Origin of the sequence: Streptomyces sp. NBC_00536 (assembly GCF_036346295.1) — a bacterium.
Classification (GTDB): Bacteria; Actinomycetota; Actinomycetes; order Streptomycetales; family Streptomycetaceae; genus Streptomyces.
Genome location: NZ_CP107819.1, coordinates 2593986 through 2614122, shown reverse-complemented (window position 1 = coordinate 2614122; position 20137 = coordinate 2593986). Strand labels below are relative to the sequence as shown.

The 20137-nt window shown below is 67.5% G+C and carries 8 protein-coding genes, 3 tRNA genes and 1 pseudogene; 6 read left to right on the top strand and 6 right to left on the bottom strand.

The features are described 5' to 3' along the window. Nucleotides 1–86: 86 nt before the first annotated feature. From OHS33_RS11355 to OHS33_RS11340, 4 genes are all read right to left on the bottom strand, one after another. A complete protein-coding gene (locus OHS33_RS11355; RefSeq protein WP_330330266.1) occupies nucleotides 87–2018 on the bottom strand; it encodes an ABC transporter ATP-binding protein in 1932 nt (643 codons plus the stop codon). Continuing rightward, nucleotides 2015–3748, bottom strand: coding sequence for an ABC transporter ATP-binding protein (locus OHS33_RS11350; protein ID WP_330330265.1), 1734 nt, complete (start codon nucleotides 3746–3748; stop codon nucleotides 2015–2017). Before OHS33_RS11350 ends, OHS33_RS11355 begins: the two co-directional genes overlap by 4 nt. Nucleotides 3749–3932: 184 nt before the next feature. Beyond that, nucleotides 3933–5405: an FGGY family carbohydrate kinase gene (locus tag OHS33_RS11345; RefSeq protein ID WP_330330264.1), complete on the bottom strand. Its 1473-nt coding sequence runs from the start codon at nucleotides 5403–5405 to the stop codon at nucleotides 3933–3935. A gap of 82 nt (nucleotides 5406–5487) precedes the next feature. Beyond that, the gene (locus tag OHS33_RS11340; RefSeq protein ID WP_330330263.1) at nucleotides 5488–5787 is read right to left on the bottom strand and encodes a YtxH domain-containing protein; all 300 of its coding nucleotides are present in this window, start codon (nucleotides 5785–5787) and stop codon (nucleotides 5488–5490) included. Between the two features lie 166 nt (nucleotides 5788–5953). On the opposite strand from OHS33_RS11340, the gene OHS33_RS11335 reads away from it, so the two are divergent. The 5 genes and pseudogenes from OHS33_RS11335 to OHS33_RS11315 all read left to right on the top strand — a co-directional run bounded on the left by OHS33_RS11335 (nucleotide 5954) and on the right by OHS33_RS11315 (nucleotide 8108). Next, nucleotides 5954–6026: transfer RNA gene (locus OHS33_RS11335), tRNA-Asn, on the top strand. A 5-nt stretch (nucleotides 6027–6031) separates the two neighbouring features. Next, nucleotides 6032–6104, top strand: a tRNA-Asn gene (locus tag OHS33_RS11330). Nucleotides 6105–6284: 180 nt separating this feature from the next. Next, nucleotides 6285–6358: transfer RNA gene (locus OHS33_RS11325), tRNA-Ile, on the top strand. A gap of 405 nt (nucleotides 6359–6763) precedes the next feature. After that, nucleotides 6764–7265 (top strand): annotated as a pseudogene (locus OHS33_RS11320) (pyridine nucleotide-disulfide oxidoreductase); the annotation flags it as partial. A gap of 210 nt (nucleotides 7266–7475) precedes the next feature. Further along, nucleotides 7476–8108, top strand: a complete 633-nt coding sequence (locus OHS33_RS11315) for a hypothetical protein (RefSeq protein ID WP_330330262.1) — start codon at nucleotides 7476–7478, stop codon at nucleotides 8106–8108. 362 nt (nucleotides 8109–8470) lie between these two features. Here OHS33_RS11315 and OHS33_RS11310 read toward each other — a convergent pair whose 3' ends face one another. Both OHS33_RS11310 and OHS33_RS11305 read right to left on the bottom strand, forming a co-directional pair. After that, nucleotides 8471–8734, bottom strand: coding sequence for a hypothetical protein (locus tag OHS33_RS11310; RefSeq protein ID WP_330330261.1), 264 nt, complete (start codon nucleotides 8732–8734; stop codon nucleotides 8471–8473). A gap of 283 nt (nucleotides 8735–9017) precedes the next feature. Beyond that, nucleotides 9018–12185, bottom strand: coding sequence for a DNRLRE domain-containing protein (locus OHS33_RS11305; RefSeq protein ID WP_330330260.1), 3168 nt, complete (start codon nucleotides 12183–12185; stop codon nucleotides 9018–9020). Between the two features lie 483 nt (nucleotides 12186–12668). Here OHS33_RS11305 and OHS33_RS11300 point away from each other — a divergent pair, with 483 nt between their 5' ends. After that, the gene (locus OHS33_RS11300) at nucleotides 12669–20117 is read left to right on the top strand and encodes a ricin-type beta-trefoil lectin domain protein (RefSeq protein ID WP_330330259.1); all 7449 of its coding nucleotides are present in this window, start codon (nucleotides 12669–12671) and stop codon (nucleotides 20115–20117) included. Nucleotides 20118–20137: the final 20 nt, after the last annotated feature.

Sequence of the window (20137 nt, the reverse complement as noted above, 5' to 3'; positions counted from 1 at the left end):
CGGGCGAAGGGGGCGCCCCGAAGGACGCCCCCTGACCCGCGACACCGCGACCCGACCCGCCGGGCCGGCCGACCCGACCCGCCGGGTCAGTCGACCTCGGCCACCGCCTGCGCGAACTGCGCCGCGTACAGGCGCGCGTACGCGCCCTCCGCCGTCAGCAGCGCCTCGTGCGTGCCCTGTTCCACGATCGAGCCGTCCTCCATCACCAGGATGACGTCCGCGTCGCGGATCGTGGACAGCCGGTGCGCGATCACGAAGGACGTACGGCCGGCCGCCAGCCGGGCCATCGCCTTCTGGATCAGCACCTCCGTACGCGTGTCGACCGAGCTGGTCGCCTCGTCCAGCACCAGGATCACCGGATCGGACAGGAACGCCCGGGCGATCGTGATCAACTGCTTCTCGCCCGCGCTGACGCCCGCGCCCTCGTCGTCCAGCACGGTGTCGTACCCGTCCGGCAGGGTGCGGATGAAGCGGTCCGCGTGCGCGGCGCGCGCGGCCTCCTCGATCTCGGCGCGCGTCACCTCGCGCGCGGAGGAGGCGCCGTAGGCGATGTTCTCCGCGATGGTGCCGCCGAACAGCCAGGTGTCCTGGAGCACCATGCCGATGCCGGAGCGCAGCTGCTCGCGGCTCATCTTCGCGATGTCCACCCCGTCGATGGCGATCCGGCCGCCCGTGACCTCGTAGAACCGCATCAGCAGGTTGACCAGCGTGGTCTTGCCCGCACCCGTCGGACCGACGATCGCGACCGTCTGGCCGGGCTCGACGGACAGCGACAGGTTTTCGATCAGCGGCTTGTCCGGCTCGTAGCGGAACGACACCTTCTCCAGCGAGACCGCGCCGCGGACCTCCTCCGGGAAGTCCTGGACCGCCGCGTCCGGTTCCTGCTCCTCGGCGTCGAGCAGCTCGTAGACCCGCTCCGCCGAGGCCACGCCCGACTGCACCAGGTTCGCCATCGACGCGAGCTGCGTCAGCGGCATCGAGAACTGGCGCGAGTACTGGATGAAGGCCTGCACGTCACCGATCGACAGGGTGCCCGAGGCGACCCGGAGCCCGCCGACGACCGCGACCAGCACGTAGTTGATGTTCGAGACGAAGAACATCACCGGCTGCATGATCCCGCTGACGAACTGCGCCTTGAAGGAGGCCCGGTACAGCGCCTCGTTCTGCTCGGCGAAGACCGCCGCGGACTCCTGCTGGCGTCCGAAGACCTTCACCAGCGTGTGCCCCGAGTACATCTCCTCGATGTGCGCGTTGAGCGTGCCGGTGACCTTCCACTGCGCCACGAACTGCGGCTGCGACTTCTTGCCGATCTTCGCGGCGATGAAGACCGCCATCGGCACCGTCACCAGCGCGACCAGCGCCAGCAGCGGCGAGATCCAGAACATCATCGCCAGCACACCGACGATCGTCAGCAGCGAGTTCAGCAGCTGCCCCATCGTCTGCTGGAGCGTCTGCCCGATGTTGTCGATGTCGTTCGTGGCCCGGCTGAGCACCTCGCCGCGCTTCTGCCGGTCGAAGTACGACAGCGGCAGCCGCGAGAGCTTGTCCTGCAGCTCCTCGCGCATCCGGTACAGGGTGCCGTTCATCACACGGTTCGCCAGCCGGGTCGCCACCAGCATCAGCAGACCGGCCGACACGAAGGCGGCCAGCGCCCAGAGCGCGACCACGCCGATGGCGCCGAAGTCGATGCCCTGACCCGGCGTGAAGTCCGTCCCGGACAGCATGTCGGCCATGCCGCCCTCACCCTTGGCGCGCAGGCCCTCCAGGGCCTGCTCCTTGGTGATGCCGCGCGGCATGTTCCGGCCCACGATCCCCGCGAAGACCAGGTCGGTCGCCCGGCCGAGGATCTTCGGACCGACCACCGAGCAGGCGACGCTGCCGACGACCGCGACGATCATGCCCCAGAGCGGGGCACGGTCCTTCGTCAGCTGCGCCAGCAGCCGCTTGCCGGAATTCTTGAAGTCCAGGGACCGCGTCGTCGGCGGTCCCATCATCATCCGTCCACCGGGCCCGCTCATGCGGCCTCCGCCTCCGTCAGCTGGGAGAGCACGATCTCCCGGTAGGTCTCATTGCCGGCCATCAGTTCGTGGTGGCGTCCCTCGCCCACCACCCGCCCCTCGTCCAGCACGATGATCCGGTCCGCGTCGCGGATCGTGGACACCCGCTGGGCGACGATGACCACGGTCGCGTCCTCGGTCTCGCGGGCGAGCGCCGCGCGCAGCGCTGCGTCCGTCGCGTAGTCCAGGGCCGAGAACGAGTCGTCGAAGAGGTAGATCTCGGGGCGCTGCACCAGCGTGCGGGCGATCGCGAGGCGCTGGCGCTGGCCGCCGGAGACGTTCGTTCCGCCCTGGGCGATGGGGGCCTCCAGGCCGCCCTCCAGCTCGGACACGAACTCCTTGGCCTGGGCCACTTCCAGGGCCTGCCACAGTTCCTCGTCGGTCGCGTCGGGGCGTCCGTAGCGCAGGTTGGAGGCGACGGTTCCGGAGAACAGGTACGGCTTCTGCGGCACCATGCCGACCGTCTTGGCCAGCAGCGCCGGATCGAGGCGCCGTACGTCCTCGCCGTCGACCAGCACCTCGCCGCCCGTCGCGTCGAACAGTCGCGGTACGAGCCCCAGCAGCGTGGACTTGCCGCTGCCCGTCGACCCGATCACGGCGGTCGTCTCGCCCGGCCGCGCCACCAGGTCCACCCCGCGCAGCACGGACGCCTCGGCGCCCGGGTAGCGGAAGTCGGCCCCGCGCAGCTCCAGCTGCCCGTGCCGGGCCAGCTCGCGCACCGGATCGGTGGGCGGCGTCACGCTGGTCTCGGTGTCCAGGACCTCCTGGACGCGCTCCGCGCACACCTCGGCGCGCGGCACCATCATGAACATGAAGGTGGCCATCATCACGGACATGACGATCTGCATCAGGTAGGCGAGGAAGGCGGTCAGCTGGCCGATCTCCATCCCGTTGCCGTCGATGCGCATCGCGCCGAACCAGATCACGGCGACGCTGGAGATGTTCACGACGAGGATGACCGTCGGGAACATCAGCGCCAGCAGCTTGCCGGAGGCGAGGGAGACCGCGGTCAGGTCGGCGTTGGCCTGCCGGAAGCGGTCCTTCTCGTAGTCGTCGCGGACGAAGGCGCGGATCACGCGGTTGCCGGTGATCTGCTCGCGCAGCACCCGGTTCACGGTGTCCAGGCGCGTCTGCATCAGGCGGAACAGCGGACGCGTCTTCCAGACGATCGCCCCGACCGCGACGCCGAGCACCGGCACCACCGCCGCCAGCACGCCCGACAGCTTCACGTCGAGGGACAGGGCCATCGCGATGCCGCCGACGCACATGATCGGCGCCGAGACCATCAGGGTGAAGGACATCAGGACCAGCATCTGGATCTGCTGGACGTCATTGGTCGTACGGGTGATCAGCGAGGGCGCGCCGAAGTGGCCCAGCTCCCGGGCGGAGAAGCTCTGGACCCGGTCGAACACCGCGCCGCGGATGTCACGGCCGACCGCGGCCGCCGTCCGGGCGCCGAAGTAGACGGCGCCGACGTTGCACACCAGCTGCACGAGGGACACGCCGAGCATCAGGGCGCCGAAGGACAGGATGTAGCCGGTGTCGCCGTTGACGACACCGTTGTCGATGATGTCCGCGTTGAGCGTGGGCAGGTACAGGCTCGCGCTGGTCTGCAGCAGCTGCAGCAGCACCAACAGGGCGATGGGTTTCCGGTACGGACCCAGATGGGTCCGCAGAAGTCGTATGAGCACGCGCAGGCTCCGGTCGGCAAGATCGAGGGGGTTCACCCCATCTTCGGCCAATCGGAGGCGTGATCCCCACTGCTTTTCGCAAAGCCAGGTCAAAAGGAGTAGACCCGGCCCACAAGTCCTAGGCCGGGTCCCTGGTGTCCCGCTCGCGCCCTGCTCGCGTCCCGCCCGCGTCCCGGCCCGGGGATCAGCCCTGGAACGCGCCCGGGTGGATCTGCTCGCGCGTGGTCACGTACTGCTGGCGCACCGCCTGCCACACCGCGAGGTCCTCGCCCGGTTCGAAGACCTGCCCCGCGGGGGCCGGCCACACCGGCGGGGTGTGCGGGGTCAGTGTGCCCTGCGCCACACCCAGCGCCCACGCCGCCTGACGCGCCGCGCCCAGCGCCGCGTAGTCCGCGGGCTGCGGTACGACGATCTGCGTACCGAACAGTCCCGGCGCGGCCGCCTGCACCGCGGGCAGCCCGGCCGCCGCGCCCAGCAGGAAGACCCGGCGGATCTCCACGCCCCGCGTGCGCAGCACGTCCAGCGCGTCCACCAGCCCGCAGAGCATGCCCTCGAAGGCCGCCCGCGCCAGGTGTTCCGGCTTCATCGAGTCGCGCCGCAGCCCCGACAGGGTTCCGGCGGCGTGCGGCAGGTTCGGGGTCCGCTCACCCTCCAGGTACGGCAGCAGGACGAGCCCGTGCGCGCCCGGCGTCGACTTCAGGGCCAGGTCGGACAACCCCTCCAGGTCGGTGCCCAGCATGTCGGCGGTGCCGCGCAGGGCCCGTACCGCGTTGGAGGTGTTCACCACCGGCAGGTGCATCCCGGCGGCGTCGGCCAGCGAGGTGATCAGGCCGTTCGCCTCGGACAGCGCCTCGTGGTGCACGGCCATCACGGAACCGGAGGCGCCCAGGGAGACCACCGCGTCGCCGGGGCCGAGCCCGAGGCCCAGGGCCGCGGCCATCGTCTCGCCGGTCCCGGCGGAGATCAGCAGGCCCTCCGGGGTGGTGCCCGCGGCATCGGCCGGACCGAGCACCTCGGGCAGCATCGCCCGGTGGCCGAGCGCCAGCTCGACGAGGTCGGGGCGGTAGGACGCCGTGGCCGCCGACCACCAGCCGGTGCCGGAGGCGCCGCCGCGGTCGGTGGTGCGCCGGGCCGGGCGGCCCAGCAACTGCCAGACGAGCCAGTCGTGCGGGGACATCAGCACCGCCACGCGCCGCGCCGCCTCGGGCTCGGTGCGCGCCAGCCAGGCCAGCTTGGCGACCGGCTGGGCGGACTGCGGGACGGACCCGACGGCTTCCGCCCAGGCCCCGCGCCCGCCGTGGCCGTCGGTGGCGAGCGCCTCGATGAGGTCGGCGGCGGCGACCTGGCCGCGCTTGTCGTTGCCGATCAGGGCCGGCCGTACGAGCGCCCCCTGGTTGTCCAGCGCGAGCAGCCCGTGCTGCTGCGCGGAGACCCCGATGGCCTGCACCCCTTCGAGCAGCCCGCCGCCCGCGGCTTCACCGAGGGAGAGCAGCCAGGCCTGCGGGTCGGTCTCGTGGGGGTTCGCGCCGTCGGGTTCGCCGGCTCCCTGCTGTGGATGGGGTGCGTACCCCTGGCGCAGCACGGCGCCCGTGTCGGTGTCGCATACGACGATGCGAGTGAAGGTGGAAGAGCTGTCCAGCCCGGCGACTATCCCCATGGGGTGAATTCTGCCGCACCGCCGGGCCGTCGCGTCCGGCGCGGTCCCGTCGGCCCTGCCCGTCCCGCCCGCCCCACCGGCATCAGGTGTTGCTGGTGCCCCACTCGTCGTCGGCGCCGGAGCCCCGGCCCCGCAGCCCCCGCACCCGGTCGGCCAGCGCGCCCGGGACCACGCCCCCGACCCTGTCGCCCACCGCGGCGAACGCCTTGCCCGCGAACTGCCGTCCGCTCTGCCCGGCGGTCTCGGCCGCGTTGCGCACGGCGGGGTTCTGGGCGAGCTCCCGCGCCGACTTCTTGAGCTGTTCGTAGCGCTCGCGCCCGGCGCGGGTGCCGAGCACGTAACCGAGGGCCAGCCCCACCACGAACGTGACCTTGTACCGCATGCCTGCCGCCCTTCGAAGTGTCGGTGCCCGGCCCACCCGGCCCGCCCGGCCAACTGCTGCCGATACCGATTGGCGGAGCACCCCCCTGCTTGCGCTAATCTATGTCTCGCAACGAACGAGCGCCCCTCGGCACCACCGATGGTCGACTGTTTGGCGCACGCAGCAATCCCCTGTAGCTCAATTGGCAGAGCAGCCGACTGTTAATCGGCAGGTTACTGGTTCGAGTCCAGTCGGGGGAGCGCGATCCCCTGTAGCTCAATTGGCAGAGCAGCCGACTGTTAATCGGCAGGTTACTGGTTCGAGTCCAGTCGGGGGAGCGATGAAGAAGAGGACCCGGTGGGTCCTCTTCTTTTTTGTCCCGCTCGGGAACCGGGCAGCCCGCCGCGCGGTCTCTCTGAGCAGGCCAAGCCGATCATGCGAGGCATCCGAGGCAGGAGATCGTATGAGCGGCTATGCTGCGGCAGACGGCGCGTACAAATGTGCGCGACGCGCCGTGAGGGGCGGTAGCTCAGCCGGTTAGAGCAGCGGACTCATAATCCGTCGGCCGTGGGTTCGAGTCCCACCCGCCCCACTCCTTCGCAGGCATGCAGGAACGTTCTGACCTGCATGCTTGTGGTCCTGGACCGTCCTGAATCTGGACCTCCCGTCTCACGCGTACCTCCTCTGGTGCTCCAGGGGACGAGCCAGGGGACGGGATTCTGTCCGATGTGGGGGGGGTTCACCCGTATTGCGAAGTCGGGTCCAGTGAGTCCGCCCAGGCCGTTACAGCCCGAACAGGAAACGGCCCGTAACTGACCGGTCTCCCACGACGTGGGCGCCCCGGTCGCCTCTCACGGAGCTGAGGAACGAAGGCGCTTGTGGCCGACGTCACGGTGGCGCCGGGTGCCGGGTCGCCGCTGTACGGACCAAGGCCTCGCTGGCTAGGGCGGTAGGGCGCGGGCTTAGTCGAAAGGGGGTCGGCTCCTGGTGTGAAGCTTCCTGGCGTCAGATCGCCGCCGACCTCCCGATCGCCAGCGTCGAGCTGATCTGGGTGATCCAGCGTCCCCTGCGATACCTCACCGACGGCGTCGACGGCCGGGCGCTCTTCGTCCACGTGACCCTCACCGACGCGCCCTTTACGGAGGCGGAAGCGACACCGGAGGCGTCGTAGCCTCCCTCGGCGATGTCGTAGCCGTTCCGCCCGTACGCGCCGCCCGCGACGCCGGACTCCTCACCCCCAGGCCGATGTTCACCTGCCCCACGGTGAATGGGATCGATTGGGCGGACGCGGTCAGCTGTGCACCGACTTCCTCCTCGCCCTCGCCCCCTTTGCGGCACTGCGACTGCGCGGCGCCCGCGGCCGTATCGCAACTGTCGGCACCCGTGCGGTGGGCGAGCCGTGTCTGTAGTTGTTCGGCTACGGCTACGGCGACTGGACCGGGCCAACCTCCCCCGCGCCGATCGGCGTCGGCCGCTCCGCCCGCGAAGCAGCCCGCTAGATCACCGATCCAATCCGCTGACGAACTGAGGGAATATTAGGATAGGTTGGCTGAATTTCACGTCTAATGTCCAGTGTGACGAGACCTCCTTCATCCGGCCTGTGGCTTCCCGTCCAAGACGATGGAGCGAGCGCCACGACGGGATCCCCGACCATCGGACTCGCCGGCGCCAGGCTCCCGATCGACCGGAACACGGGCCAGCCCCTGCCTGTGAAGGTCCGGGCGGGCACGGTGTGGCAGCTCAACGACGGCGGTCGCATGGATGTCCTCGACACCTCCGCCCAGCTCGCCGAACTCCGCTCCAGGGTCGATCACCTCCTCGACCGCATCGCCGCCAACAGCCGCATCACCGCCGCGGGCCTTGGCACGCTCGACCCCACCGCCCTGTCTTCCGGGTACGCACTCGCCCTCGCTCTCGGGCCGCTTGACTCCCTCGTCGGCGGCATGCGCCTGGCCCGGGCCCACAAGTACGCGATCATGCTGCGCATGGTGCAGCGCCTCCACCAAGCCGGTCAGGCACAGGGCTGGCCCGCAGGGGAGTCGGCGCCAGCCCAACTGGCCTGGGGTCCCCACACCCCGACCGACCGAGCCGCCATCTTCGAGGAAGTTGTCAACGGCGTGGGCGCCGGTGTGATCTCCGCCGAGACCGGCGTGCGCATGCTCCAAGACGCTGGATACCCGATCGACGACGCCCACGAGATCGAACGCATCCAGGCCCGGGCCTTCGACGCCGCAGCCCGCCTCGCCGACGCAACCGGCGACAACGCGGCAGTGCGCGCTTACCTCGGAATGCCCGAGGCTGACTCTGAGACCCCGCAGGTGCCGCTCCCCGAGACGGCGTGATTCGGAGATGGACGGTCAGGAGGCCCCGTCGACGGTCACCGAGATCACAAGAGGCACGTTCCACATGTCGCCTCCCGTGCGCGCGGTTACCAGCACACGCACAGGCGCACCTTGGAAATCCTGCTGCCAGCGATCCGCCCCTGTCGTGACCCACGTGGGTCGCAGCGTAGGGGTGAGGGCGTACTGGGTCCACTCGCCAATGTGCAGGTTCTGCGGGGCGACCGCCCGGCCCCGGGGGTCGCAGCCATCCGCGCTGAAGCGCCAAGGCCCCCACACCGTGGCTCGGACATCCTCCTGTGAAGGGCCCCCGGCGAGCTGAGGACCAGTGCCCCTCCACGGGTTGTCGTTACGGATCGAGACGGTCACCTCGATGGGTCCTCGCGGTTCCAGGCCCGGAGGCCCGTCGAGGTGGAGGCGGAGCATTCCGTCCGAGCGGCCTTCGTTGCCACTACCTGGTATCGGAAGACGGGTGTGAGGTCGGAGTGCAGCCGTTCCTCCTCGATGCGGGACAAGATCACTGCCGCCTGGTGGGCGTGGTGTGCAGCCCGCCAGGCGCCGATGGTTCCGACCGCTGCGACGACCGACACCGCGAGCGCGAGGCTAGCGATCACGTCCGTTGTGCTCATGGTCGGCACGCTATCCGTACTAGCTTTACGACGTGGGAGTTTGGGAAGTTTCCGGTGCGGCCCCGTGAGGTAAGTCGCTGCCGATCCTGTCGAAGGACTTCGGGAGCGGCTCCAGCTCATAGGCGGGCCCGCATGACCGGCAAAGGCGGATACCCGGCCGGTAGGCCTGCCCTTCGCGTGGGGGGCGCATTGATCAACAGCATGTACCAAGAGATGTGCGGCCGAGCGCCCGGCCGGGGATGCGCGGCCGGGCGCTCTCATCGGGCGTGGTGCGTGCGTGCGGTTATCCGATGGCGGGGAAGGTGTTCCAGCCGTCTTCGCCGACGTTGCCGCCGGTGCCTACGGCGGCGCCGCCGATGGCGGTGGTGCCTCCCTTGAAGAGGTAGAGCATGCCGTTGGTGTTGGTGAGGTAGAGGTCGGGGATGCCGTCGCCGGTGAGGTCGGGGACTCCGCGGAGGAGGGGCCAGGTGGCGCGGTTCCAGCCGGTGGTGCCGTAGGTGATGTCCTTGGCGCCGTTGGAGGCGGCTTCCGAGGCGAGGGAGGCGAGGTCGACGCCGCCGGTGGCGCTGGGCTTGCCCTTGCGCAGGGCGAGGCCGCGGTTGGCCATGGATTCGTCGCGGAAGATCAGGTCGGGGACGCCGTCGCCGGAGACGTCGCGTACGCCGACGATGTCGCGCTGCTTCCAGCCGGCGCCGCCGATCTGCTTGACGGTGGAGAAGCTGGCGCCCGTATAGCCGGTGAAGGCCCAGAAGGTGTCGCCGTTGTCGCCGAGGGCGAAGAAGTCGGGCATGCCGTCACCGGTGACGTCCTCGCCCGCGATGAGCTGGGTGAGGGTGTTGATGTCCGGGGATCCGGCGGGGAGCAGGATCTCCATGCGGCGGCTGATGTCGACGTGGCCGAGGCCGTCGCCGGGGTAGACGTAGAGCTTGCCGTCGGGCATCCGGGCGATGAGGTCGGTGAGGCCGTCGCCGGGGAACCAGTCGGTGGAGTGGGTGATGAGGGCGCTCTTGCCGGTGGCCGGGTCCTTCCAGTACCCGTTGGGGACGGGTTTTCCGGCGTCGGTGGCGCCGGGCAGCCAGCCGTCGATGTCGCCCGTCTTGTCGCCCGCGTACGTGCGCAGGTTGCCGGCGGGGTCGATGGCGAAGGTGTCGGTGTAGCCGTCGCCGGTGACGTCCCCGGGCTTGTCCTGGCCGGCGCCCGGGCGGACGTAGAAGAGGTAGAGGGTGGTGGTGGAGATGTTTCCGGCCTTGTTGACGGTGCGGACGTAGAGGGTGTTCGGTCCGGTGTTGTCAGGGGTGATGTCGAGGGTGACCGTGTCCTGGCCTGCGGCGGGGACCGTCTTCATGTTGTAGGTGGAGCGGTTCAGGCTCCACTGGTACTCGCGGATGTCGGCCGCGGGCGTGCCTGCGCCGGTGACGGTGATCTTGCCGGGGCCGAGGGGGTTCTTGCTCCATTCGGCGCCGTCGGGGCCGGGGGCGGGGAAGTCGTCGGAGCTGACGGCCGGGGGGTTGGGTGCGGTGTGGTCGACGGTGAAGGTGCACCATCCGCCGCCGCCGGAGTCGTTGGGGCCGCTGCCGGACCACCAGCCGTCGGCGTCGATGGCCTGGGCGAGCCAGTAGTAGGTCTTGCCGGGGGTGAACTTGTCCCAGGCGAGCTCGACGGTCGCGACGCCGTCGCTGTTGGTGTTCCTGGTTTCGCCGGGGATGGACTGGGTGCCGTCGGCGGACCAGAACCGGAACTGGATCTGCTTGAGGTTGCCGTCGCCGTCGGTGGCCTTGGTCTGGAAGGTCACGTTGGTCTTGCCGACCTTGGGGATCGGCTCACGAGTGGCACAAGGACCGCCGGGGAAGGTGCTCATGTTCGACTGCACCGGGGTGTCCGGGGGCTTGTTGTACTCGACCTCGATGTACGGGGCGCTCTCACCGTTGGCCTGGAACTTCTTCCAGAGGTAGGAATCCGACTCGTTCGGCGCCCGCAGGCCCAGGGATACGGCCTGCCATTTGTTGGCGGCAGCCTCGGTGATGGTGTTCTTGATGTCGACGCCGACCCAGTTGTCCGGGCAGGAGCTATTGTATCCGTATCCGGCGCTGCCACCGCCGACACGCTTGGCCCAGAAGGCAGTTGTGTTGGTGTTGTCCCAGGTGCTGGAACTGTTGATGAAGGGCGTGCTGTAGACATCGAATGGCTTAGATTCGCATGACCATGAATATGTTTGCAGGGCGCGCAGGTGTGCGGAATTGATCACCGCCCCGAACAGGGTGCTGTCGAAATAGAAATTGAATACGGAGCGGGACGTGCCGCCGGAAGTCGATTCGTATCCGATGCGGGCCTCGGATGTACCGGCCGCGTTATAGTTCTGCCCATTGTAGAAGCTGGAGGAGCCCTCGGTTTTGTATAGGAGAGTCCAGCTGTGCTTGTGGCCCTTAAAGGAAGGGTCGACGAAGACGGGGTAGATGGTGTCGGCGTCGTTCAGCAGGCCGGTGTCGGGCTTGATGCTGAGCGTGTTGGTGTTGTCGGCCGTGGTGAGGGAGGTCTTGGCCACGGCGGCGTGTCCGCCTTCGGCGCCGCGAATGCCGGGCAGGCCGAGCGAGGGATGGTCCTTCGCGACCGGACCGGGGGCGAGCTGGGCCTCGCCCTGGGTGGTGGCGATCTTTCCTGCGGAGTCCCACATGTAGGGGGTGGGGGCGCCGGCGATCTCCTCGTTCTTGGCGTCACGCGCGCTGACCGCGCCGGACGGAGCGTCGAGGAGGAAGCTCAGGTCGGGGGAGGAGAGGCGGTAGTTCAGCTCGCCGAGCAGCGGGTCGGCGGCGGCCTGCTTGTCCTTGACGATGACCAGGTGGGAGTAGCCGCCGTCCTGGGCCGTCATCAGCAGGTCTATGCCGGGGCGGATGTTCTCGTACAGCGCGCGCGGCCCGTCGATGACGGGCTCGGGCAGGGCTCCGGGCCAGCTCACGACCATGTTGTGGCCGTCGACGGTGAGATGGACCAAGTCGGTCCAGGTCGTGCCGGGGGCAGCTGGTGTGTCGGTCTTCAGGCCCGTTCTCAGGTTGGCCCGTGACACGGAACGCGAGGCCCGCTGGCCATCGGTGCCGGTACCCGTCGGCGTGGCGGGCCTGCTGCCCGCGCTGAACACCACCCGCTCATTGACCGCCTTTGGCGTGTAACCGCCTTCCACCCGCTGCAGGTTCGTATCGATCGGCTTCCAGTCGTTGCCGACCTTGGCTCGGATCGGGCTGTTGTACACCCGCGCCTTGAACTGCCCGCTCGGCTGCGCCCAGCTCGTGGTGTTCGCGGTCCGGTCGGCGGTGACCTCGACCTCCTTGCCAGACTCCTTCGCTCGCTGCCGGGCCTGCGCCGCGGTGACCGGCTTGCCCGTATCTACTTGCGGCTCCGCACCGGCCTCCGGCGCGCTCTTCGTCAGCTGGAAACCGACGGGCACCGCCACGGCCACGGCCAACAGTGTGGCCAGGACGCCGGTGGCCCTGCGGCGCTTACACGATCCGGAAGCAGTCGGTCCAACTCTTCCTTGGAATGGTGGAGTTGGCGGATTTTCGCTTGATTTATTTCTGGCAATCATGATGCTCTTCTCCCCCTCGGGCGCATGGATCGGCGGCCCTCGGCGCTGGCGGTAATGAAGTCGTGGCGACTGAATGCGAAAGGGATGCTCCCCGCCGGCCCTCGCGCATAAATGTGCGAGGTGAGCATGAACCATCACGCCCCGTTCCGTCACCCCTGCCAGCGATAGAAGAGAGCCAGGGATGGCGCGGTATGCGATATTTGTGCGTATATTTGTGGAGAATAAGGTGACCATGCCCACATCCCGCATGCGGCTATGGATTTATTGCTATCCGTGCACGCAGAATCAACTTCAAATTTGTCGGTTTCCTGCCACCCGTCTGCCATAGGCGCGGCTGGCAGAGCGTGGGGGGTCCACATGTCGCCGTTCTCGGCGAACAACTTCCGCCTGCCCAGAAATGGGCAGGCGCGTGCCGTGCGCAGTCGCATGGCAAGACGCACCGGGGTCACGCTCTCGGTGCTCCTCGTCGCCGGGCTCTTGCCCAGCGCCGCTTGGGCGGCACCACCGGGGGACCGCGGCGGGATCGAACTGCCTGGTCTCCAGAAGGAGATGAAGGCTAAGCTCGACAAGGTCGCCGCCGCCAAGCTGGAGGGCTGGGACGGCGCGCCGGTGCAGCCGCCTGCGGGCTACGAGCCGTCCAAGGTGGCTCCGCCTGCTGCCGGATCGGTTGATGTAGCTCTGAACCCGGGCAGTGGAACTCAGTTGGTGCAGGCCGGCTCGCTGCCGGTGAGCATCGGGAAGGCTTCGCCGACCGAGTCGAACCCCACCCCAGCAGACCCATCGGGTACTTGGGGTGTCTCGGTCGAGGCTCGCACGGCCACCGAGGCCGCTGCCGTTGACGGCGCGATCATCAAGGTCACGCCCCCGACGACCGGCTCGACGCCCGTCGACGTCCAGCTGGACTACAAGAAGTTCGAAGACCTCTTCGGTACAGAGTGGTCCACTCGCCTGGAGCTGAAGCAGCTCCCGGAGTGCTTCCTGACCACGCCGGACTCTCCGGAGTGCACCACGGCGAAGGACGTTCCCAGCACAAACGACCCGAGCACCGGCACCGTCCGCGCTACCGTCGACCCGGCCACCGCGCCGGGCCAGGGCCTGCGCACCATGGCGGTCGGCGGTGGCGGCCCGATGGTCCTTGCAGCATCCGACTCGGCCTCCGGCGCGGGCGGCACGTACAAGGCCACCTCACTGGCCGCGTCCGGCAGCTGGACCGCAGGCGGCAGCGGCGGAGGGTTCTCCTGGAGCTACCCCCTGGCCGTGCCCGCACCCCCGGCGGGCCCGGCCCCGAAGGTCAGCTTCTCGTACTCGTCTCAGGCGGTCGACGGCAAGACCTCCGTCGCCAACAGCCAAGCTTCCTGGATCGGTGACGGCTGGGACTACGAGCCCGGGTTCATCGAGCGGCGCTACCGTTCCTGCAGCGATGATCTGAAGGCGGCCCCGGGCAAGCCGAACAACGACAACGCCACGGACAAGAAGAAGGGCGACCTGTGCTGGTCCGGCGACAGTGTGGTGATGTCTTTCGGCGGCAGCACCACTGAGCTAGTCCATGACGCCAGCACCGGCCAGTGGATCCCGGCCTCCGACGACGGCTCGAAAATCGAGCGCAAGACGGACGCATCGGTTCCCAACGGTGCAAAGGACGGTGAGTACTGGGTCATGACCACGCGGGATGGGACCCGCTACTTCTTCGGCCGCCACGACGTGGACGGCGCGGGCAGCCGACCGGTCACGAACTCCGTCCTGACCACCCCTGTCTTCGGCAACCACGCGGGTGAGCCTTGCTACCAGGCGGCTTTTGCCGACTCTGCCTGCACTCAGGCCTGGAGGTGGAACCTCGACTACGTTGAGGACGTCCATGGCAACGCGATGATCATCGACTGGGCCAAGGAGACCAACAGCTACGCAAAGAATGGGAAGACAAAGACCAAGGTCTCCTACGACCGTGCCGGCTACCCCACCCAGATCACCTACGGTCTTCGTTCCGACAACCTCTCGGGCGCCCCTGCGGGCAAGGTGGAGTTCACGGTTGCAGAGCGATGCATCAAGGAAGGCAAGACGACCTGCTCGGACACCGAGTTCGAGTCGAAGAACTACGGAGACAAGCAGCCCTGGTGGGACACGCCTTCCACGCTCTCCTGCAAGGCAGACGACAAGGACTGCTACACGGGCTCGCCAACCTTCTGGACCCGTAAGCGCCTGACCGCGGTCACCACCTACGCCCAGCGCACCGAAGGCTCCACCGCCCTCTCGCTCGTCGACCGGTGGAACCTCACCCAGTCCTTCCCCAAGCAGCGCACGGACACCCACCCCCCACTGTGGCTGGAGTCCATCACCCACACGGGATACGGCACCACGAAGGATGACAACGGCAACCAGCAGAGCACCACGCTGCCGCCGGTGTCCTTCCTCGCCAACGTCAAGGACATGCCCAACCGGGTCGCGACCAGCGCGAGTGACGCCACCCCTGACTTCGACCGCCTGCGTGTGGAGACCATCCGTACGGAGACCGGCGGAGAAATCTACGCCGACTACTCCGACCCCTGCCCGGTCGGTGGCACGCACCCGAAGCCCGAGGAGAACACCACCCGCTGCTACCCGGTCCACTGGTCACCCGACCCGGACCTGGAGACGCCGCCACTGCAGTGGTTCAACAAGTACGTCGTCGACCGCGTGGTAGAGAAGGACCGGGTGGCCCGCCAGGACGAGGTGGTCACCAGTTACACCTACGAAGGTGACGCGGCCTGGGCCAAGGAAACCGACGAGTTCACCAAGCCCGAACTTCGTACCTACAGCCAGTGGCGCGGATACGCGAGCGTCGTGGTCAAGCAAGGTGCAACCGCCAACACCGGCAGCTCGGACGCCACAGAGGAGTCACAGACCCGCACCCGCTACTTCCGCGGAATCTCCGCTGACGCGGGGCGCCCGAAGGTCACAGTCAAGGACTCCACCGGTACGGAGGACCTGGGTGAGGACCTCCTCGCATTTCAGGGACAGACTGCCGAAGAGATCACCTACAGCAAGGCGGGCGGAAGCGTCGCCGCACGGTCGCTGAGCTGGAAGTCCAGCCAGAAGACCGCTTCCCGCCCACGCGATGGCACCACGCCACTCGAAGCCTTCCGGGTTACCACACCGCGCACGGACAGCATCAAGACGATCAGCGGTGGGTCAACACGCGTCATCCGCACTAAGAGCACCTTCGATACCACCTACGGGCTGCTGCTAACGGCACAGACCGAGGCGCTCACGCCCAACGGCACCGGCGGCTGGGCCACCACCGCCCAGAAGTGCGAGACAACCACGTATGTGCACAACACGGCCAAGTACCTGATCGGACTGGTTCAGCGGGCCCGGACAACAGAGGGTGACTGCTCTCAGTCCGCGACTGGCACGGTGCTTTCTGATGCGCGCACGTCATACGACGCGGTCAACGCCTTTGGCACTGCCCCGGTCAAGGGTCTGGCCTACCAGGTCGACACCCTCGACGCCGTCGGCACTGGTTGGGTGACGACCGCGCGAATGGAATACGACGCTCTCGGCCGTACTGTCAAGGTGTACGACGCGTCAGGCAAGGCTGCCACCACGGCTTTCAACCCTGCATCGGGACCGGCGTTCAGCACGACGGCCACGAACGTCGCAGGCCACGTGAGCTTGACCAAGGTCGATCCGGGCCGCGGCAGTGTCCTCGAAACCACCGATGCCAACGGCCGTAAGGTCACCTCGTCCTACGACAGTCTCGGCCGCAGCACCGCGGTCTGGACGCCGTCTCAGAAGCCGGGGACGGACAGGGCTGCGTATACCTTCGCCTACCAGATCGCCGAGCACGAGCCGCCCGTCGTCACCAGTAGCACGCTGCAGGACAACGGCACCTACACCAGCTCGGTCGTGATCTACGACGGCCTGCTGCGCCCGCGCCAGTCCCAGGCCGAAGCCCTCGGCGGCGGCCGCCTGATCACGGACACCTTCTACAGCGCCGACGGCACCGTCCGCCAGACCAACAACGGGTACTACGCGGAAGGCGACCCGGACAGGCACATCTTCGTCCCGGAGTCCGTCTTCCAGGTTCCCAATTCAACCAAGACCGCCTACGACGGCCTCGGCCGCGCGGTCCGTACGACGACCCTCTTCGCCGACGTCCCCCAGTACTCCAGCACCACCCGCTACGAGGGCGACTGGACCCTCGCCCGCACGGCCATGTCCCCTGACGGCCTGACCCCGCTCAGCGGCAGCCGCGCCACCAAGACCACGACCGACGCGCTCGGCCGTACCGCGCTTGTCCAGTACGCCACGTCCACGGACCTGACCACCTGGAACACCACCAGCTACGCCTACGACGTCCGCAACAAGCTCTCCAAGGTCACCGACCCGGCGGGTAACAACTGGACGTACGCCTACGACGCCCGCGGCCGCATGACCTCGTCCAACGACCCGGACATGGGCCAGGCCGAGTTCGGCTACAACAACCTGGACCAGCAGATCTGGACCAAGGACTCCACCGGCCGCGCCCAGTACACGACGTACGACGTCCTCGGCCGCAAGACCGAGACCCGCGACGACGCCGCCAACGGACCCCTCGTCGCATCCTGGACCTTCGACTCCCTCCCCGGTGCCAAGGGCCAGCCCGTCGCCTCGACCCGCTACTACGACGGCCAGCCATTCACCAGCGAGGTCACCGGCTACGACACCGAATACCGCCCCACCGGATCCAAGATCACGATCCCGGACGTCCCGGCCGCCAAGGGCCTGGCAGGCAGCTACGCCTACAGCACGACCTACACACCCACCGGCAAGATCCAGTCCACCACCCTCCCGGCCACCCCCGGCGGCCTTGCAGCAGAAAAACTCGTCACCCGCTACAACGGCGACGGCCAGCCCATCACCATGTCCGGCCTGTCCTGGTACACCGCTGACACCGTCTACAGCCCCTTCGGCGAAGTCCTGCGCACCGCCACCGGCGCAGCCCCGCAGCGTGTGTGGACCACCAACAACTACAACCCGAACACCGGGCGCATCACCAACTCCATCACCGACCGGGAGACCGCCAACCCCAACCGCATCAGCGACGTCTCCTACCAGTACGACCCCGCCGGCAACATCACTTCCATCACCGACAGCCAGCCCGGCAGCCGCACCGACCGCCAGTGCTACGCCTACGACCCCATGGGCCAGCTCACCCAGGCCTGGACCGGCAAAACCGAGAACTGCACCGGCCCCTCCCTGAACGACGTCACGCCGGGTCCGGACGGTGACGGCTACTGGCAGTCGTACTCCTTCGATGCCATCGGCAACCGCACAAAGCTCGTCGACCACGACCTGACCAACACGGCCCTGGACGACGAGTACACATACTCCTACGGCGTCACGGTCACCGGCAACGGCACCCAGCCGACCACCACGACCCACCCTCACGCCCTCTCCAAGGTCGACGCGGTCACCCGCAAGCCCGGCTCGACGATCAACTCCCAGTCGACCTACGGCTACGACCCCTCCGGCAACACCACTCGCCGCACCATCGGCGGAGACATCCAGATCGTGGACTGGGACCGCCGCAACAAGGTCACCTCGGCCACCAGTCCGGGCATTGGAGCTGTCGCCGTCGTCGGCCTGTCGGGCAAGTGCCTCGACGTCGACAACGCCAACGCCGCCGACAACACCCCCATCCAGATCTGGTACTGCAACGAGACCAAGGCCCAGCAGTGGCGCCTGTCCGGCGACACCGTCCGGGCGCTCGGCAAGTGCCTGACCAGCAACGCGGGCACCCTGGTCCTGTCTACCTGTGACGGCAGCGACAAGCAGAAGTTCGTCTACCGCACCGCGGACAAGAGCCTGCAGAACCCAGCGACGGGCCAGTGCGTCGACGTACCCGGTGCCAACGAAACCGCGGGCACCGACCTCAAACTGTGGGCGTGCAACGGCGGCGCCAACCAGCAGTGGAGCTTCAACAACACCACCACCTACCTCTACGACGCCTCCGGAAACCGCCTGATCGAGGACAACGGCAGCAGCCGCACCCTCTACCTCGGCGAATCCGAGATCACCGTCAACAAGAACGGCGACGCCGTCGACGCCGTCCGCTACTACGCCGGCCCCGGCGCCACCACCATCCGCCGCACCAAGGGCCAGGCCACCGGCCACGTCCTAACCGCGCAGCTCGCCGACCACCACGGCACCGCCACCACCTCCGTCGACCAGTCCACAGGCCAGACGGTCACCCGCCGCAAGTCCGACCCCTACGGAAACCCGCGCGGCACCCAGCCCGGCGGCTGGCCCGGCAGCCGCACCTTCCTCGGCACCGGCAACGACGACAACACCACCGGTCTCACCCACATCGGCGCGCGCGAATACGACCCGACCACCGGCCGCTTCATCTCTATCGACCCGGTCATCGACATCGCCGACCCGCTCCAGATGAACGGATACACGTACTCCAACGGAAACCCGATCGGAAACTCCGATCCTTCCGGCCTCCACCTCATCGAAGGCATGAACGACGGAGGCGGCTGGTTCGACAGCGGCGGCAACAACGGCAACGGCGGCCAAAAGACGCTGCAAAACCGCGACGACGCCCGAAAGAGGAACGGCGGAGGGCTCAGAACCGAAGACGAAATATGGGCAGCCCAAGGAAACTCGAAAAAGGCATTGCAGCGCCCTGTCAGCGGGCGATCCAGTAATGGAGTGTGCGTCTACGGATCCGGAGTCAGCTGCGATCACGACACCCCGAGCCATTATGTAGCTCAGACGACGGTGACGAACGCACCGCCGGTGAGCCGTGGCTGCCAGAGTAGATTCAGCTGCGCTGTCGTATACGGTGCGGCATTCGTAGCCCTCGGTGTGGCTGCCGCTCCGGTTGTCGTCGCTGGGGCAGTCGATCTGTCCGCCACCTGTCTCGCCAATGTAATCAGCTGCACAGATGCCGTGTTCGACATTCTGGATGGAGGAGCCTCGGGCGGTAGCGCCGTTGTCGGTGGCGGTGCTGGGGCTGGTGTCCTGCTTTCCAAAGAAGAGCGAGTGGGAAGCAAATTCGTAAATTGCAGTTTCTCCCCTGACACTCTAGTTCTAATGGGGGACGGCGAGCTGAAGCCCATAGGTGAAATCAAAGTCGGCGACAGGGTAGAGGCGGCCGATCCCGCGACGGGAGAGCGTCAAGGTCCGCGTGATGTGGATGCCAAGCTGATCAACTACGACGACGATCTAGTCGACCTGAGGATCCAGAGTGGCGAGGAGGGGACTCAAACTCTACACACCACCTCTAGGCATCCATTCTGGGATGACACCATCCGCACTTGGGTGCCGGCGGGACAGCTCACTCCGGGGCATACGCTCGTCACTGACACTGGTCGCGACGTAAACATCGTGGCAGTAGTCGCAATTGCCGGCGCTGCTGATATGTACAACCTGACCGTCAACGACCTGCACACGTATTATGTGCTGGCGGGCGAGACGCCGGTTCTGGTTCATAATTCCAGTACATGTCCTTCCGGATCTGCTGCTGGCGATGCGCTTGCGCGTCAGTTGATGGGCGAGCAAACATATTCGCAAGTATTCACCGAGTCGGGCGAATTGAAGGCGAGTGTCGTTCAGGGATCTAAGCGGGCGATCGATGGAGATAAGCTTAGTAATCCGAAGGTGCTGGCAGAGCTAGCGTCGGACGGCGGCAACATCTCCGACTGGGGTAAGTATTCCTCCAAGACATTCGACAGCCCATCTGGCCCGTTCCAGATGCATTATTACTATAACCCGGTATTGGGAAGGGTTAACTACAACATTGACTACAAGGCGGTCTTCAACGCGCGAGGGAGAAAACAGTGAAAGTTCGATGCGTAAAGATC

Excerpts from the sequence above, each read along its gene's own strand:
- OHS33_RS11355 (WP_330330266.1), bottom strand. The coding sequence starts at position 2,018 with ATGAGCGGGCCCGGTGGACGGATGATGATGGGACCGCCGACGACGCGG.
- OHS33_RS11345 (WP_330330264.1), bottom strand. The coding sequence starts at position 5,405 with ATGGGGATAGTCGCCGGGCTGGACAGCTCTTCCACCTTCACTCGCATC.
- OHS33_RS11340 (WP_330330263.1), bottom strand. The coding sequence starts at position 5,787 with ATGCGGTACAAGGTCACGTTCGTGGTGGGGCTGGCCCTCGGTTACGTG.
- OHS33_RS11310 (WP_330330261.1), bottom strand. The coding sequence starts at position 8,734 with ATGAGCACAACGGACGTGATCGCTAGCCTCGCGCTCGCGGTGTCGGTC.
- OHS33_RS11300 (WP_330330259.1), top strand. The coding sequence starts at position 12,669 with ATGTCGCCGTTCTCGGCGAACAACTTCCGCCTGCCCAGAAATGGGCAG.